The organism is Streptomyces sp. CCM_MD2014, from assembly GCF_000772045.1.
Classification (GTDB): domain Bacteria; phylum Actinomycetota; class Actinomycetes; order Streptomycetales; family Streptomycetaceae; genus Streptomyces; species Streptomyces salinarius.
In genome coordinates, this window is sequence record NZ_CP009754.1 from 687410 (window position 1) to 704115 (window position 16706).

General features: G+C 72.7%; 13 protein-coding genes. 3 read left to right on the forward strand and 10 right to left on the reverse strand.

The window, feature by feature from the left end:
- The first annotated feature begins 11 nt into the window (after window positions 1-11).
- Entirely contained in the window at window positions 12-2357 is a 2346-nt protein-coding gene (locus NI25_RS03195; protein ID WP_061440962.1) for an ATP-binding cassette domain-containing protein, read from the forward strand.
- A 45-nt stretch (window positions 2358-2402) separates the two neighbouring features.
- On the opposite strand, the gene NI25_RS03200 is transcribed toward NI25_RS03195, so the two are convergent.
- From NI25_RS03200 to NI25_RS03225, 6 genes are all read right to left on the reverse strand, one after another.
- On the reverse strand, window positions 2403-3314 hold the full coding sequence (locus NI25_RS03200; RefSeq protein WP_061440963.1) for a PRC and DUF2382 domain-containing protein: 912 nt from the start codon (window positions 3312-3314) through the stop codon (window positions 2403-2405).
- A gap of 72 nt (window positions 3315-3386) precedes the next feature.
- Entirely contained in the window at window positions 3387-4214 is an 828-nt protein-coding gene (locus tag NI25_RS03205) for a lysophospholipid acyltransferase family protein (RefSeq protein WP_061440964.1), read from the reverse strand.
- Window positions 4211-4996, reverse strand: coding sequence for a GNAT family N-acetyltransferase (locus tag NI25_RS03210; protein WP_061440965.1), 786 nt, complete (start codon window positions 4994-4996; stop codon window positions 4211-4213). The genes NI25_RS03205 and NI25_RS03210 overlap by 4 nt, the downstream gene beginning before the upstream one ends.
- Before the next feature lie 202 nt (window positions 4997-5198).
- Window positions 5199-5948, reverse strand: a complete 750-nt coding sequence (locus NI25_RS03215; RefSeq protein WP_061440966.1) for a succinate dehydrogenase/fumarate reductase iron-sulfur subunit — start codon at window positions 5946-5948, stop codon at window positions 5199-5201.
- The gene (locus NI25_RS03220) at window positions 5945-7894 is read right to left on the reverse strand and encodes a fumarate reductase/succinate dehydrogenase flavoprotein subunit (RefSeq protein ID WP_061440967.1); all 1950 of its coding nucleotides are present in this window, start codon (window positions 7892-7894) and stop codon (window positions 5945-5947) included. Before NI25_RS03220 ends, NI25_RS03215 begins: the two co-directional genes overlap by 4 nt.
- Window position 7895: 1 nt before the next feature.
- Window positions 7896-8567 carry a succinate dehydrogenase gene (locus NI25_RS03225; RefSeq protein ID WP_061440968.1) on the reverse strand — a complete coding sequence of 224 codons (672 nt, stop codon included), beginning with the start codon at window positions 8565-8567 and terminating at the stop codon, window positions 7896-7898.
- Window positions 8568-8698: 131 nt separating this feature from the next.
- On the opposite strand from NI25_RS03225, the gene NI25_RS03230 reads away from it, so the two are divergent.
- A complete protein-coding gene (locus tag NI25_RS03230) occupies window positions 8699-9583 on the forward strand; it encodes a LysR family transcriptional regulator (protein WP_061440969.1) in 885 nt (294 codons plus the stop codon).
- 18 nt (window positions 9584-9601) lie between these two features.
- On the opposite strand, the gene NI25_RS03235 is transcribed toward NI25_RS03230, so the two are convergent.
- Window positions 9602-10501, reverse strand: a complete 900-nt coding sequence (locus NI25_RS03235) for an NAD(P)H-binding protein (RefSeq protein ID WP_061446725.1) — start codon at window positions 10499-10501, stop codon at window positions 9602-9604.
- A gap of 182 nt (window positions 10502-10683) precedes the next feature.
- Here NI25_RS03235 and NI25_RS03240 point away from each other — a divergent pair, with 182 nt between their 5' ends.
- Window positions 10684-11520 (forward strand): LysR family transcriptional regulator, encoded by an 837-nt coding sequence (locus NI25_RS03240; RefSeq protein WP_061440970.1) that lies wholly within the window; start codon window positions 10684-10686, stop codon window positions 11518-11520.
- Window positions 11521-12045: 525 nt separating this feature from the next.
- On the opposite strand, the gene rmdA is transcribed toward NI25_RS03240, so the two are convergent.
- The 3 genes from rmdA to NI25_RS03255 form a co-directional block, all read right to left on the reverse strand.
- Complete coding sequence (rmdA, locus tag NI25_RS03245) at window positions 12046-14190, reverse strand: cyclic Di-GMP phosphodiesterase RmdA (RefSeq protein WP_061440971.1); 2145 nt, start codon at window positions 14188-14190, stop codon at window positions 12046-12048.
- Window positions 14187-14999 (reverse strand): SAM-dependent methyltransferase, encoded by an 813-nt coding sequence (locus tag NI25_RS03250; protein WP_061440972.1) that lies wholly within the window; start codon window positions 14997-14999, stop codon window positions 14187-14189. The genes rmdA and NI25_RS03250 overlap by 4 nt, the downstream gene beginning before the upstream one ends.
- A 226-nt stretch (window positions 15000-15225) precedes the next feature.
- Window positions 15226-16176 (reverse strand): SCO0930 family lipoprotein, encoded by a 951-nt coding sequence (locus tag NI25_RS03255; protein WP_061440973.1) that lies wholly within the window; start codon window positions 16174-16176, stop codon window positions 15226-15228.
- Window positions 16177-16706 lie beyond the last annotated feature (530 nt).

Below are 16706 nucleotides of genomic sequence, written 5' to 3' on the forward strand. Positions count from 1 at the left end.
AGCTCCCCGCGATGCACAGCCCCCACGACCCGTACGTCCGCGTGCGCGACGCCCGCGAGCACAACCTGAAGGGCGTCGACGTGGACGTCCCCCGGGACGTGGTGGCGGTGTTCACCGGCGTCTCGGGGTCGGGGAAGTCGTCGCTGGCGTTCGGGACGGTCTACGCGGAGGCGCAGCGGCGCTACTTCGAGTCGGTCGCACCGTACGCCCGCCGGCTCATCCACCAGGTGGGCGCGCCGAAGGTGGGCGAGATCACCGGGCTGCCGCCCGCCGTGTCGTTGCAGCAGCGGCGGGCGACCCCGACGTCCCGGTCCTCGGTGGGGACGGTCACCAGCCTCTCCAACTCCCTGCGGATGCTCTTCTCCCGCGCGGGCGACTACCCGCCGGGCGCCGAGCGGCTGGACTCCGACGCCTTCTCGCCGAACACGGCGGCCGGTGCCTGCCCCGAGTGCCACGGGCTCGGCCGGGTGCACCGCACCACCGAGGAGCTGCTCGTCCCGGACCCCTCGCTGTCGATCCGGGACGGCGCGATCGCCGCGTGGCCGGGAGCCTGGCAGGGCAAGAACCTGCGGGACGTCCTGGACGCGCTGGGGTACGACGTGGACCGGCCCTGGCGCGAGCTGCCGGCCGAAGCGCGGGAGTGGATCCTGTTCACCGACGACCAGCCGGTGGTCACGGTGCACCCGGTGCGGGACGCGGGCCGCATCCAGCGGCCGTACCAGGGCACGTACACGAGCGCCCGGCGCCATGTGATGAAGACCTTCGCGGACTCGAAGAGCGCCGCACTGCGGGCGAGGGCGGAGCGCTTCCTGACCAGCGCGCCCTGCCCGGTGTGCGGTGGCGGCAGGCTGCGGGCCGAGTCCCTCGCGGTGACCGTGGGCGGCCGCACCGTCGCCGAGCTGGCCGCCCTGCCGCTCACCGAGCTGGCCGCCGTGCTGCCGACCGAGGGCGAGACGGCCAGGGTGCTGACCGAGGACCTCGTCTCGCGGATCGCGCCCGTCGTCGAGCTGGGACTGGGCTATCTGAGCCTCGACCGGCCCACGCCCACCCTGTCGGCGGGCGAGCTGCAGCGGCTGCGGCTGGCGAGCCAGCTGCGCTCCGGGCTGTTCGGGGTGGTGTACGTCCTCGACGAGCCCTCCGCGGGGCTGCACCCGGCGGACACCGAGGCCCTCCTGACGGTGCTGGCGCGGCTGAAGGCGGCCGGGAACTCGGTGTTCGTGGTGGAGCACCACCTGGGGGTGATGCGCGGCGCCGACTGGATCGTGGACGTCGGTCCGCGGGCCGGCGAGCACGGCGGGCGGGTGCTGTACAGCGGCCAGGTCGACGGGCTGGCCGAGGTCGCGGAGTCCGCCACCGCCCGTCACCTCTTCGGCCGCGCCCCCGCGCCCGCGCGCGAGGTGCGCGTGCCGCGGGGCACGGTGACGGTGGGTCCGGTGACCCGGCACAACCTGCGCGGGGTGACCGCGCGGTTCCCGCTCGGGGTGCTCACGGCCGTGACGGGCGTGTCGGGCTCCGGGAAGTCGACGCTGGTCGGCGAGATCACCGAGGACCTGGCGGGGGTGGACCGGCTGGTCTCGGTCGACCAGCGGCCGATCGGCCGCACGCCGCGCTCCAACCTCGCCACCTACACGGGCCTGTTCGACGTCGTGCGCAAGGTCTTCGCCGCCACCGACCAGGCCCGGGAACGCGGGTACGGCGTGGGCCGGTTCTCCTTCAACGTGGCGGGAGGGCGCTGCGAGACCTGCCAGGGCGAGGGTTTCGTCAGCGTCGAGCTGTTGTTCCTGCCGAGCACGTACGCGCCGTGCCCCGACTGCGGCGGGGCCCGCTACAACCCCGAGACGCTCGAAGTGACGTACCGGGGGCGGAACATCGCCGAGGTGCTGGACCTGACCGTGGAGGGCGCGGCGGAGTTCTTCGCGGACACCCCGGCGGTGGCCCGCAGTCTCGCCGCGCTGCTGGACGTCGGTCTCGGTTATCTGCGGCTCGGCCAGCCGGCCACGGAGCTGTCCGGCGGGGAGGCGCAGCGCATCAAGCTGGCGAGCGAGTTGCAGCGGGGGCGGCGCGGTCACACCCTGTACCTGCTCGACGAGCCGACCACCGGTCTGCACCCGGCCGATGTCGAGGTGCTGATGCGGCAGTTGCACGGTCTCGTCGACGCCGGGCACACGGTGGTCGTGGTCGAGCACGACATGGGTGTGGTGGCCGGCGCCGACCACGTGATCGACCTGGGGCCCGGCGGCGGTGACGCGGGCGGCCGGATCGTGGCCGCGGGGACACCCGTCGAGGTGGCGGGCGCCGAGGGGAGCGCCACCGCTCCCTATCTGGCCCGGGCCCTGGGCGGCGGGAAGCGCCGGTGAAGTCGGGTCACCGGCGCGTGGTCCCGCGCTGACGCCGGGGGACGGTCACTCGCGGCCCCGCCGCTTGCCGCCCCGCCGGGTCTCGTCCTCGGCGAAGGTTTCGGTCTCGGCCTCGATGCGCTCCTTGCGGACCTGGCCGCGCACCGTCTCGTTCTCCGTGAGTTCCTCCGTGGTCATCCGGACGCGCTCCACCGGCACCGTCTCCGTCTCCACGACGGGGCGCTCCGCGTGCAGCGTGACCTCGTGCTCGGCCTCGCCGATCTCGGGCCCGGCCATCGCCTCGTCACGGTTGGCGTCCGTGATCGGCTCGCGCACCACGCGCACTTCCTCGTGGGTCACCGGGACGGTCTGCTGCACCTCTTCCGTGACGACGTACTTGCGGAGCCTGGCCCGGCCCGACTCGTGGCGTTCGACGCCGACGCGCATCTGCTCCTCGGAGCGGGTCATCGCCTCGCCACCGCGCATGGCCTCGCGCCGCGCGGCGTCCTCGCGGCCGGTCGTACCGCCCGGCGTCGTGTCGGCCACGCCCGCGGCACCCGCCGCTCCGGCGGCTCCGGCGGCTCCGGCGGTGCCCGCCGGGCCCGGGCCCGCGGCGAAGCGTCCGTCGTCGGTGCGCTCGGCCTCGGACAGCACGCTGTCCCAGTTGATGCCGTAGTAGTCGTAGAGCCGGTGCTCCTCGGTCTCCGACAGATGGCCGCCCGCGTCGACGTCGACAGAGGGCGCGCCCTTGACCTGGTCCTTGCCGTAGGGAACCTCGAGGTGGTCCTGCACCAGCGCGGCGTCGCGGATGGGCACGAAGGACTCGGCCGAGCCGAACATGCCCGTCTTGACGCTCACCCACTCGGGGCGCCCGGTCATGTCGTCGAAGAAGACATGCTTCGCGTCGCCGATCTTGTTGCCGTCCCCGTCGTAGACCGGCTGGTCCAGGACGTTGGCGATCTCTTCACGGGTGATCATCTGCCATCACCCTCCTTTCGGGTGCCTGCTTTCCGATTGTCCGCATCCAGCGGTGAGGAAACGGCACAAACATCACAAACTGCACATACTTTTCGAATGTGCTTTCTCCTGGTGGCCGTGGACCGCCTGCTCCGCGGCCCGGGCCAGGGAACGGCGGTCAGGGTGACGGCCGGGCGGTACGGCCGGACACACCTGTACCTCGGCGGTCAGTCCCCGTGCCGACGCCACCCGCCAGAGGGAGGCGAGCAGCGTGTCCGCGCCGACGAACGCGGGCGTCGTGCTCACCGCCCGCTCCCCGGCCAGGTACCGGATCCGCACCGGCTGGACCGGCACCCCGGCGTCCAGGGCGGCCTGGAACACCGCCCGGCTGAAGGGTCCCCGGGCGCGTCCGCACCAGGTGCTCCCCTCGGGGAAGGCCGCCACCGCGGCGCCCGCGCCGAGGGTCCGGGCGATCGCGTCGACCGTGTGCGGCAGGGCCCGCATACGGTCCCGTTCCACGAACAGCACCCCGGCGCGTGCGGCCGGCCCGCCCGCCACGGGCCAGTGCCGGATCTCGCTCTTGGCCAGCATCCTGGCGGGCCGTACGGCGGCGAGCAGGGGGATGTCGAGCCAGGAGACGTGGTTGGCGACGAGGAGCAGGCCGCCCTCGGGGGCAGCGGCGCCCGTGACGCGGACCCGGACGCCCGCGGCCCGTACGACCCACCGGCACCAGTTTCGCACCAGGGCGGCGGGCAGCCTGCGCCGCAGGCCGGACGGCGCGAGCACGGCGGCGAACCCGGCGAGCAGGAGCGCGGCGACGGCGGTGAGCCGCAGCGCGGCGCGCGGCACGGCCGCGGCGCCGCGGGACGGTTCCACGCACGCCCCGGGGGTGCAGGGCGCGACGGGCAGCCAGCCGCTCACCGTGCCGGGACCAGCGAGAGGAAGTGGCGCAGGTAGCGCGGGTCGACCCGGCTCATCGGCAGCAGCACGTACAGGTCGGCGACGCCGAAGTCGACGTCGTGGGCGGGCTCCCCGCAGACCCAGGCGCCCAGCCGGAGGTAGCCGCGCAGCAGCGCCGGCAGCTCGGTGCGCCCGGCGGGCGCCGCCGGGCGCGGGACCGGGCGCGGGACCCACGGCAGCAGCGGCCGTACCCGGTACTCCTCGGGCGCCAGATGCTTGGCCCGCACCCGGTCCCAGGCGCCGGCGGCGAGGCTTCCGCCGTCGGCCAGCGGGAGGGAGCAGCAGCCCGCCAGCCACTCGTGGCCCCGGTCGGTCATGTACCGGGCTATGCCGGCCCAGATGAGGCCGATGACGGCGCCGTCCCGGTGGTCGGGGTGCACGCACGAGCGGCCGACCTCGACGAGCCCGGGCCGGATCGCGTCCAGCGCCGCGAGGTCGAACTCGTTCTCGGCGTACAGCCGTCCGGCGACCGCCGCACGCTCCGGGGGCAGCAGCCGGTAGGTTCCGACGACCTGCCCGGTCGTCTCCTCGCGCACGAGCAGGTGGTCGCAGTACGCGTCGAAGGGGTCGACGTCGTGTCCGGGCTGCGGGCTCGCCAGCAGCGCGCCCATCTCTCCGGCGAAGACGTCGTGCCGCAGCCGCTGTGCGGCGCGTACGTCGTCCTCGTGACGGGCGAGGGTGATCGTGTAGCGGCGGGGCGCGGCGGGATTCTGGGGGCGGTCAGCGGTCAGTACGCCGGTCATGGGTGCTCTCCTGGGCCGGGGACGGGTCCGCCATATTTCTTCCGACGTCCGCTGTACTGCACATGACGACTGCCGGGAGCACGGATGTGCGCTTCCTGAATGCCGGTCTCCCGGACAGGGGTCCGGGCAAGCGAAACGGGGCCGGGAGGAGCACCTCTCCCGGCCCCGTCCGTCCGCACCTGTCGGCGAACGTCGTGGGGGGCTACTTCTTGGCCGCCTTGCGCGTGGCCCGCAGCCATTCCCTGTTCATGCTGGTGATGGAGACCAGGGGGATGCCCTTGGGGCATGCGGTGGCGCACTCGCCGGTGAGCGTGCAGCCGCCGAACCCCTCCGCGTCCATCTGCCCCACCATGTCGAGCACCCGCGTCTCCCGCTCGGGCGCGCCCTGCGGCAGCACGTTCAGGTGGTTCACCTTCGCGGACGTGAACAGCATCGCCGCCCCGTTCGGGCACGCGGCGACGCACGCGCCGCAGCCGATGCACTCCGCGTGCTCGAAGGCGAGGTCGGCGTCCGGCTTCGGCACCGGCGTGGCGTGCGCCTCCGGCGCGGCACCGGTGGGCGCGGTGATGTAGCCGCCGGCCTGGATGATCCGGTCGAAGGCCGAGCGGTCGACGACCAGGTCCTTGACGACCGGGAAGGCGGAGGCACGCCACGGCTCGATGTCGATGGTGTCGCCGTCCTTGAAGGACCGCATGTGGAGCTGGCAGGTGGTGGTGCGCTCGGGGCCGTGGGCGTCGCCGTTGATGACCAGCGAGCAGGCGCCGCAGATGCCCTCGCGGCAGTCGTGGTCGAAGGCGACCGGGTCCTCGCCCTTGAGGATGAGCTCCTCGTTGAGGGTGTCGAGCATCTCCAGGAAGGACATGTCGCTGGAGATTCCGTCCACCTCGTACGTGGACATGGCGCCTTCGGCGTCGGCGTTCTTCTGCCGCCAGACGCGCAGGGTGAGCTTCATGCGTAGCTCCGCTGGGTGGGGTGGACGTACTCGAAGACCAGGTCTTCCTTGTGCAGGGTGGGGGCCTCGCCGGTGCCGGTGAACTCCCAGGCGGCGGCGTAGCCGAACTCGTCGTCCTTGCGGGCCGCCTCGCCGTCGGGGGTCTGGGACTCCTCGCGGAAGTGGCCTCCGCAGGACTCGGAGCGGTGCAGCGCGTCGAGGCACATCAGCTCGGCGAGTTCCAGGTAGTCGACGATGCGGTTGGCCTTCTCCAGGGACTGGTTGAACTCCTCGCCGGTACCGGGGACCTTGATGCGCCGCCAGAACTCCTCGCGGATCTGCGGGATGCGCTCAAGCGCCTTGCGCAGTCCCGTGTCGGTGCGGGCCATGCCGCAGAACTCCCACATCAGCTCGCCCAGTTCACGGTGGAAGGAGTCCGGGGTGCGGTCGCCGTCGACGGACAGCAGCAGGTTCAGCCGGTCCTCGGTCTCGGCCAGCACCTCCTGCACCACGGGGTGGTCGTCGTCCACGTCGTCCCGGTGGGGGGTGCGGGCGAGGTAGTCGTTGATGGTGGCCGGCAGCACGAAGTAGCCGTCGGCCAGGCCCTGCATCAGCGCGGACGCGCCGAGCCGGTTGGCGCCGTGGTCGGAGAAGTTGGCCTCGCCGACGGCGAACAGGCCGGGGATCGTGGTCTGGAGGTCGTAGTCGACCCACAGGCCGCCCATCGTGTAGTGCACCGCCGGGTAGATCCGCATCGGTACCCGGTAGGGGTCCTCGTCGGTGATCCGCTGGTACATGTCGAAGAGGTTGCCGTACTTGGCCTCGACCGCCTTGCGGCCCATGCGCTCGATCGCGTCGGCGAAGTCCAGGTAGACGCCCTGGCCGCCGGGGCCCACTCCCCTGCCCTCGTCGCAGACGTTCTTCGCGGCGCGGGAGGCGATGTCGCGGGGGACGAGGTTGCCGAAGGAGGGGTAGATGCGCTCCAGGTAGTAGTCGCGCTCGTTCTCGGGGATCTTGTTCGGCGGCCGGTCGTCGCCCTTGGCCTTCGGCACCCAGATCCGGCCGTCGTTGCGCAGCGACTCGCTCATCAGCGTCAGCTTGGACTGGTGGTCGCCGGTGCGCGGAATGCAGGTGGGGTGGATCTGCGTGAAGCAGGGGTTGGCGAAGTACGCGCCGCGCCGGTGCGCCCGCCAGATCGCGGTCGCGTTGGAGTTCATGGCGTTGGTGGAGAGGTAGAAGACGTTGCCGTAACCGCCGCTGGCCAGGACGACGGCGTCGGCGAAGTAGGTGTCGATCTTCCCGGTGATCAGGTCGCGGGCGACGATCCCGCGGGCCCGGCCGTCCACGACGATCAGGTCGAGCATCTCGGTGCGGGCGTGCATCTCGATGTTCCCGGCCGCGATCTGCCGGCTGAGCGCCTGGTAGGCGCCGAGCAGCAACTGCTGGCCGGTCTGGCCGCGGGCGTAGAAGGTGCGGGAGACCTGGACGCCGCCGAAGGAGCGGGTGTCGAGCAGCCCGCCGTACTCGCGGGCGAAGGGCACGCCCTGGGCCACGCACTGGTCGATGATCTCGACGGAGATCTGCGCCAGCCGGTGCACGTTGGACTCCCGGGAGCGGAAGTCGCCGCCCTTGACGGTGTCGTAGAACAGGCGGTGGATCGAGTCGCCGTCGTTGCGGTAGTTCTTGGCGGCGTTGATGCCGCCCTGCGCGGCGATGGAGTGGGCCCGGCGCGGGGAGTCCTGGTAGCAGAACTGGACGACGTGGTAGCCCTGTTCGGCCAGCGTCGCACCGGCGGAGCCGCCCGCGAGGCCGGTGCCGACGACGATGACGGTCTTGCCGCGCCGGTTGGCGGGGTTGACCAGCTTCGCCTCGAAACGGCGGGTGTCCCAGCGCTCGTTGACGGGGCCCGCGGGGGCCTTGGTGTCGGCGATCGGCTCGCCGGTCGTGTAGTCGGCGTAGGTTGTCATGTCAGCTCACCACTCCGGTCATGACGCCCACGGGTACGGCGACGAAGCCGATCGTGAGCAGCAGCGCGAGGACGTTCGCGGTCGTCTTCAGGGCACGGTCGCGGGTGCGGCTGGCGGCGCCGAGGGTCTGGGCGGCGCTCCAGAAGCCGTGCCGGATGTGCAGGCCGAGGGCGAGCATCGCGACGATGTAGATGACGTTGCCGTACCAGGTGGAGAAGGTGTCCACGACGTTCTGGTAGGGCTTGCCGGTCTCGAAGCCGCCGGAGTGCACGGTTCCGGTGGTCAGGTCGAGGATGTGCCACACGATGAAGAGGCCGAGGATGATCCCGCCCCAGCGCATGGTGCGCGTCGCGTAGCTGGAGCGGGGTTTCCTGTGCACGTACTTGCTGGGCCGCGCCTTGATGTCGCGACGGCTGAGCTGGTACGCGGAGACGGCGTGGGCGACGACGGCGACGACCAGCACGACGCGGATCAGCCAGAGCGTCCACTCGTAGTGCATGAACGGTTCGCCGACCGTGCGCAGCCAGTGGGCGTAGTGGTTGAACTCCTCGGTCCCGAAGTAGATCTTCAGGTTCCCGATCATGTGGGCGACCAGGTAGAGCAGCATGACGAGACCGCTGACCGCCATCACTGTCTTCTTGCCGACGGTCGAGTCCCACACGGTGCGCGCCATGGACGGCCGTCGGTCCGTCCGCGTTGCCAGAGCCATGTCACAGGACGTTACGGGGACCGGGCCCCATCGGTCCAAGACATGGAATGCCTGGATTCCATAGGGCATGCCTATCGAGGCCGTATGCTCACGGTATGCAGTTGCAACAGCTCCAGTACTTCGTGGCGGTCGCCGAGACCCGGCACTTCACCCGGGCCGCCGAGCTGGTCCACGTGGCGCAGCCCTCGCTGTCGCAGCAGATCAAGGCGCTCGAGCGGGAGCTGGGGGCCGACCTGTTCCTGCGGGCGCGCGGCAACATCACGCTCACCGATGCCGGGGAGGCGCTGCTGCCGCTGGCCCGGCGCATCCTGGCGGACGCGGACACCGCGCGGCACGAGGTGCTGGAGCTGGCGCAACTGCGCCGCGGCCGGGTCCGGCTGGGCGCCACCCCGAGCCTGTGCACCGGCCTCCTCCCGGACGTGCTGCGCGCCTTCCACGACCGCTATCCCGGCATCCGGCTGCTCATCGAGGAGAGCGGTTCGCACGATCTGGTGCGGGAGCTGGCGCGCGGCGCGCTGGACCTGGCCCTGGTGGTGCTGCCGCTGCCCACCGCGTCACCCGCGCTGACGACGGTGGAGCTGCTGCGGGAGGACCTGGTGGTGGTGTCGTCCCCGGAGTCGCCCCGGCCGGGCGGCGGGCGCCGTGCCGTGCGCATCACCGACCTGGAGGGCGAGCGGCTGGTGATGTTCCGGCACGGCTACGACCTGCGGGAGCTGACCGTGGCCGCGTGCCGCTCGGCCGGGTTCGAACCGGACTTCGCCGTGGAGGGCGGGGAGATGGACGCGGTGCTGGGCTTCGTGCGGGCCGGGCTCGGCCTGGCGGTCGTCCCGCGGATGGTGGCCGCCCGCTCCGGGCGCGGGCTGCGGGTGACCCCGCTGGCCCGGCCCGGCCTGTACCGGACCATCGCCCTGGCCCACCGCAGCGACGTGGCTCCGCCGAGGGCGGCTCGGGAGCTGCAGCGGATGCTGCTGGAGCGGTGACGGTCCCGCCCCCGCCCGTCAGACGAGCGCGGCCGGACTGAGGACCTCCTCGCACCAGCGGCGGAAGCTCGTGGGCGCGGTCTCCGGGGTGCTGGGCTCGGCCGCGCCGTAGAAGTCCTGGGCGTCCATCGCCGAGGCCATGTCGGCAAGCCCCTGGGCGCCCGCCTCACTCGCCCCGAACCGCAGGGCGGACGCCCGGTACTCCTGAGGGGTCGTCTCCCGTACCCGTACCGGACGGCCCAGTACCTCGGACAGGACTTCCGCCATGCCCGCGGGGGTCAGCGCGTCGGGGCCGACCAGGGGGACGTCGGCGCGGCCGGTCCAGGTGCCGTCGAGGAGCAGGCGGGCGGCCGTGGCGGCGATGTCGGCGGTGGCGCAGGTCCGCAGGACGCGGTCCGCGGCGTACGCCATGCGGAACTCCCCGGTGTCGCGGAGGGCGGCCGCCTGGCCGAGCAGGTTCTCCATCAGGAACGGCGGGCACAGGGCCCGGTAGTGCACGCCGGTGGCCGCGATGCGGTCGTCCATGGCGAGGGAGGCGGTGATCGGTCCGGCGTCCTTGGCGACACCGCGGCCCAGGCTGGAGACGGCGACGACCCGTGCGACGCCCTGCCGCGCGATCACCTCGCACAGCGGCAGCGTGAAGGCGCGGAAGTGTCCCTCGACGCTGTCGGCGCCGGGCGCGGGCGGCACCAGCCAGAACACCTGGTCGGCACCCTCGCAGGCCGCGCCCAGGACCCCGGGGTCGGCGTGCGAGCCCTGGAACACCTCGGCCCGCTCCCGGGCCCGCGCGGTGAGGCGGGCGGGGTCGCGGGCGATCACTCGGACCGCGGTCCCGCCGTCCTGGGCGTCGAGGGCGTCCAGGACGTTGTCGAGGACCTGTCGGCCGATTCCGCCGGTCGGGGTGGTGATGACGATCACGAGCACAACTCCGGTTCAGGGAAGGAGAAGAGAGGATCGCGCCGGGGCGGGAATCCCGTTCCGTTCGCTTCCCGGCGCTCTCCCATCCTGTGCGCCGGCCCGGCGGAACTGAAGGATCGATCGGATCCCGCTTGTTACCCTGAAGGCAATACCGGGCGGCATCGGACGGCGGGAGGCGGAGCGTGGAGTCACGGTCCCTGCGCTACTTCGTGGCGGTCGCCGAGGAACTCAACTTCGCGCGCGCCGCCGAGCGGCTGGGCATCTCCCCGCCGCCCCTGTCCAGGGCGATCCGCCGCCTCGAGGCCGAGCTGGGCGTCAGCCTGTTCGAGCGCACCACGCACCGTGTCACCCGGACTCCGGCCGGGGACGTCCTGCTCGCCGAGGCCCGCGTCGCGCTGGACGCCCTGGAGGCGGCGGGGCGCCGGGCCAGGCGCGCGGCCGGGGAGCCGAAGCTGGTGCTGGCCGTGAAGGCCGACGGGGACGCGGGGCTGCTGGAGCCGATCCTGGCACGTTACGCGTCCCAGCCCGGGTCCGTACCGGTCGCCGTCCGGCTGTGCGGGTGGCAGGAACAGCCGGGGCTGCTGCGCAGCGGTGAGGCGGACCTCGCCCTGGTGCACGCGCCGTTCGACCGGACCGGCCTGGACACGGAGACGCTGGCCTCCGAACCACGCGTCGCCGTCCTCGCCGCGGACCATCCCCTCGCCGCCCGCGACCGGCTGGAGCTGTCCGACCTCGGCCTGGACGCCGGCAGCGTGGAGCGGCACATCGCCGAGGCCGCGCGCGGTCACGGCGACCTGGCCCAGGTACTCACGGCCGTCTCCCTGGGCAAGATCGTCACGCTGCTGCCCGCGTCGGTGACCGCCCGCTACCCACGCCCGGGCGTCGCCTACCGACCGGTCCGGGACGCCCCGCCGGTCGTCCTGGCCCTCGCCTGGCCCCAACAGTCCCGTTCCACGGCGACCGCGGCCCTCGTCCGCACGGCAACCGAGGTCGCCGAGGCGGCCCGCACGGGGACGTGACCCGGGGCGCCGGGGCGGGAGCCGAGCCCCCGCCCCGGAAGGGGAGCCGAGCCACCCGCACCGCGAGGAAAGCAGACGCATCCGCGCCAGGACACGATCCGAACCACCCACGCCGAGGCGGAAGCCAAGCCACCCCCTCCAGGACAGCAGCCAAGCCACCCGCACCGCGAGGAAAGCAGACGCATCCGCGCCAGGACACGATCCGAACCACCCACGCCGGGGCGGAAGCCAAGCCACCCCCTCCAGGACAGGAGCCGAGCCACCCGCACCGCGAAGAAAGCAGACACATCCGCGCCAGGACACGATCCGAACCACCCACGCCGAGACGGAAGCCAAGCCACCCCCTCCAGGACAGCAGCCGAGCCACCCGCACCGGGACGCGACCCGAGCCACCCCGCGGCAAGCCCGGGCTGGGCCGCCCCGGCGCTGGGGGTGTCGCACAGGCACATGGGCAAGGCCCGGAACGCCCGGGACGGGGCCTGAGCCGGCCATGACGGGCGGCTGTGGACCGACCGGCGGCTCCGCTCAGCCCGTGGCGTCCACCAGCGCCAGCTCGTGCAGCCGCTCCGGGGGGCCCGGGCGGGCGTAGTACCAGCCCTGGGCCGTGTCGCAGCCCAGTATGCGCAGCTGCTCGGCCTGGGCGCCGGTCTCCACGCCCTCCACGGTGACCGCGAGGTCCAGGCTGTGGGCGAGGGCGACGATCCCCTCGACGATCTTCAGGTCGACGGGGTCGGCCGGGAACTGCTGCATGCTCTGCGTGAACGAGCGGTCCAGCTTGAGGACGCTGACGGGCAGCCGCCGCAGGTTGGCGAGGTTGGAGTAGCCGGTGCCGAAGTCGTCCAGCGCGATGTCCACGCCCATCTCGGCCAGCCGGCGCAGCGGTTTGAGCAGGTCGTCGTCCGCGCCGATCAGCGCCGACTCGGTCACCTCCAGGCACAGCGCGTCGGGCGTGACGCCGGCCCGCTCCAGGATCTCGACGGTGTCCTGGACCAGGCCGGGGTGGGTGAGCTGGCAGGGCGAGAGGTTGACGTTGATGCGCAGCGGGCCCGCGGCGCCGCCGTCGCCGTACCGCTCCCGCCACAGGCGGGCCTGGCGTACGGACTGCTCCAGGACCCAGCGGCCGAGCGGCACGATCAGCCCCGTGTGTTCGGCGAGCGGGATGAAGCGGTCGGGGCCGAGCACCCCGTGCTGCGGGTGCAGCCAGCGCACCAGCGCCTCGGCGCCGCGCACACTGCCGTCACCGAGGTGCACCAGCGGCTGGTACTCGATGAAGAACTCGCCGCGTTCCAGGGCCGCGGGCAGTGCGGTGGTCAGCCCGTGCCGGGTGATGACGCGGGCGTCGGCCTCCGGGTCGGCCAGCTCGAAGCGGTTGCCGCCCGCCGACTTGGCCCGGTACATGGTGATGTCGGCGCTGCGCAGCACCTCCGCCGGGCTGCGCTCCCCCGCCGGGCCCTCGACGATGCCGATGCTGCCGCGCACGGTCAGTTCCCGGCCGTCGACGCTGACCGGGGCGAGCAGCGCGTTCATGATGCGGCCGGCCAGCTCGTCGACCTCGTGCCGGGTGTCGGGGCCGGTGGTCAGCGCCACGAACTCGTCGCCGCCGAGCCTCGCGACCATCTCTCCGGGGGCGGTGGCGCAGGCCTGGAGCCGGTCGGCGACCTCCACGAGCAGCCGGTCCCCGGCCGCGTGGCCGAGGCTGTCGTTGACCGTCTTGAAGCCGTCGAGGTCGAGGTAGCACAGGCCGAAGCGCTGGCCCGGGCCCGCGCTCAGGGCCTTCTCCAGACGTTCGAAGAAGAAGCTGCGGTTGGGCAGGCCGGTGAGCGCGTCGTGCGTGGCCTCGTAGCGCAGCCGCAGGTTGAGCAGTCGCCGCTCGGTGGTGTCCTCCATCAGCGCGAGCTGGTACTGCGGGGTGCCGTCGGCGTCGCGGAGCAGGGAGACGGTGAGGTTGGTCCACAGGACGGTGCCGTCGGGCCGGTAGAAGGCCTTCTCCACGTGGTAGTGCTCGCGCTCGCCGCGCACCAGCTCCTCGTAGAGCCGCCAGGTCTGCGGCGCGTCGTCGGGGTGCGTCCACTCCGTGGCCCGGCGACCGCCCAGCGTGGGGTCGGCGATGCCGAACATGCGCATCAACGCGTCGTTGACCTGGAGGACGTTGCCGTCCAGGTCGGCGATGCCGATGCCTATGGCGGCGCCCTCGAAGACCGCGCGGAAACGCGCCTCGCTGGCGTGCAGGGCCTCGGCGACCACGCCCTGCGCCTTGAGGGCGGCCTGCGCGATGGCCTCCTGTTCGGCGAGGGTGCGGGCCCGCAGCGCCCCTGCGAACCCGGCGGCCATCGCGTGCTGGAGCCGGGCCGAACGCGCCCGCAGGTCCTCCGCGTCGCCGTCCTCGCCGCAGTAGAGCACCAGGTAGGCGTCGACGCAGTCCAGCGTCCGGGAGAGCGCGTCGGGGTCGGTGCAGTGCGCGTCGACGAGGGCGGCGCCGACCTCCCTGGCCTCGGCCGCGTCGAAGCTCCGCGCGCGCAGCACCTCGCTCAGCCGGCGGGCCAGCGGCAGCAGTTGCGCCTCGAACTCGGGCCGGGTGGACGAGGTCGAGGTCACCGGGAACACCGCCCGGCTCCAGATCGTCGCGAACCGGCGCAGTCTGTCCTCCGGCCCGTCCGGCTCCGCGCTCACGCCGTACGCCCCACGCCGGCGAACCCGGAGAACGCGTACGGATCCTCTTCCTCGGGCTCCCCCTCCGGCCTCCAGCGCGGCATCGGAACCAGTCCGGGCTCCACCATGTCGTACCCCTCGAAGAACCGCGCGATCTGCTCGCGCGATCGCATGATCAGCGGATTGCGGATGTCCTTGTACACGTCCACCGCGCCCCCGGCCCGCTCGGCGGGCAGCGGGATGTTCTCGTACGAGGCGTGCGTGAGGACGAGCAGGCTGCCCGGGGCGAGCGCGTCGCGCAGCCCGGCCACCGCCGCGTACGGGTCGTCCTCGTCTTCCACGAAGTGCAGTATGGCAACCAGCAGCAGGGCGACCGGTCGATTCAGGTCGATCAGCCGCTCCACCTGGGGGCTGGCCAGGATCTCGGCCGGCTTGCGGAGGTCGCCGGCCACCACGTCCGCGTCGTCGACGCCCGCCAGGACCGCCTCGCTGTGCGCGACCGCGACCGGGTCGTGGTCGACGTAGACCACGCGGGCGCCGGGACGGATGCGTCCGGCCACCTCGTGGACGTTTCCGAAGGTGGGGATGCCGGAGCCGATGTCGAGGAACTGGTCGATGCCCTGGTCGGCGGCGAAGCGCACGGCCCGGCGCATGAACGCCCGGTTGGCCTGCATGATCTTGGGGAGTCCCGGCATGAACTCCATGGCCCTGCGGGCCGCTTCCCGGTCGACTTCGAAGTTGTGCGAACCGCCCAGGTAGAAGTCGTAGATCCGGGAGACGCTGGGCACCGAGATGTCGATGCTGCGAGGGGCCCAGGCGGGACGCTCCATCTAGCACTCCAAGGCATAGGCGATCCGGTGTTCGAGCTGAGGCTACTGATCGCCCGCCAAACGGGCGAGTCCAAACGGAAATTGACCGTCCGTTCCCGGTCACTGCCCGGGGCACGTGCCGTGGGCGAAGGCATGCCAAAGCGCACGAACGGGGCCGTCCCCTCCGCCTGGGTGCGAAGGGGACGGCCCGCTGGTCGTGCGCCGAAGGGTGGCGGGCGGGAGGTCGCTACTTCTTCGGTGCGCCGACCGGCTTTCCGTCGGGCTTGACGGCGTACCAGGTGCCGCCGACGCCCTGACCGTTGGTGTCCCCGGCCTTCTTGTCGCCGGCGAAGGTGTAGATGGGCCAGCAGTCGATCGTCTGCTGGGCGGCGCCGTCGGGCCGGGTGAAGCTCATCAGCCCCTTCTTCTCCACGCCCTTGGTGTCGTTCGCCTCGACCGGCGCCACGACCGGCCACTTCTCCAGGCAGGCGCCGGTGCAGGCGGACACCGGCTTCGGCCAGGCCTCGTCCTTCATGAAGCGGTAGACGGTCATGCCGTTCTTGTCGACGACGATCTCGCCGAGCTTGGGATCGTTGCGGGTGGACAGCCCGGCGGCCGGCTCGGCCTTGGCCTTCTTGCCGTCGGCGGCCAGCGCGTACCACTTCTTGCCGACGCCCTGGCCCTTGACGTCTCCGGGGGAGGTGTCCTTGGCGTAGCGGTACGCTGGCCAGCCGCCGATCGTCAGCTGCTTGGTCCCGTCGGGGCGGGTGACCTCGCCGAGCAGGTCCTCGTCGATTCCCTCGCCGGCGATGGCGTCGTCCGCGGCCACGGGCGGCCACGTGCTCGCGCAGTCGTTCTCGCAGGTCGTCTTGGGCGGTTCGGCGGTGTCGGCGTCGAAGCGGTAGAGGGTGCGGCCCGCTCCGTCGGTCACCAGCTCGCCGAGGTCGGCGTTGGCCGACACGGACAGTTTGCCCGCGGGCTCCGGCGCGCTCGCCGAGGCCTGCCCGGCGCCGGCTCCGGTGCCGACTCCGTCACCGGAGCCCGCGCCGAGGTCGCCGACGTCGCCGGGCGCGGCCGTCGCGCCCACGTTCTGGCTGCCGCCGGCGGCGGCGCCGCCGTCCTGGCCGCACGCCGTCGTCAGCGCCAGCACCGCCGCAGCGCTCGCCACGAGTGAGGCGCTCCGCCAGGAGGTCTTCATCGTCAATCCCCGATCGTCACGAAGGTGTTGGGGGCCCTGCCGGCCGCCGCACGACACTGGGTACGCGCGGGGCAGCCCGTTGTGTTCAACGGGGCCCGGGATTTCTTCCGCCCCGGCACCGTCGGGCGGCGCCTCGTACGCACATGCGAGCTCCGGCGAGTGCGGGTCCGCCGCCGTCAAACCCCAGGTGGGGGCATGTCCCTCCTTCGGGGCAATCGCAGGGCACTCGGGCCTGGGACGGGGCGCCAGGCTTCATGATCTGCGTCGTGCATGGACCCGAACCGACCCGATCCGCAGCCGCCGGGCGGGTGTTGGCCCTGGTGACGCTGACGTTCACCCTCGTCGGCATACCGGCCGGCCCGGCGCAGGCCGACGCCTGCGCGTACGCCTCGACCGGACCGGGCGGCACCGACGCCGTGGCGGTCGCCGGGAGCCTCTCCTGGCCCACCTTCCCGCCGTGCCCCCGGCCCACCCCGACACCCACGCCCACCCCCACTCCGACACCCACGCCGCCTCCGCCCGAGCCCCCT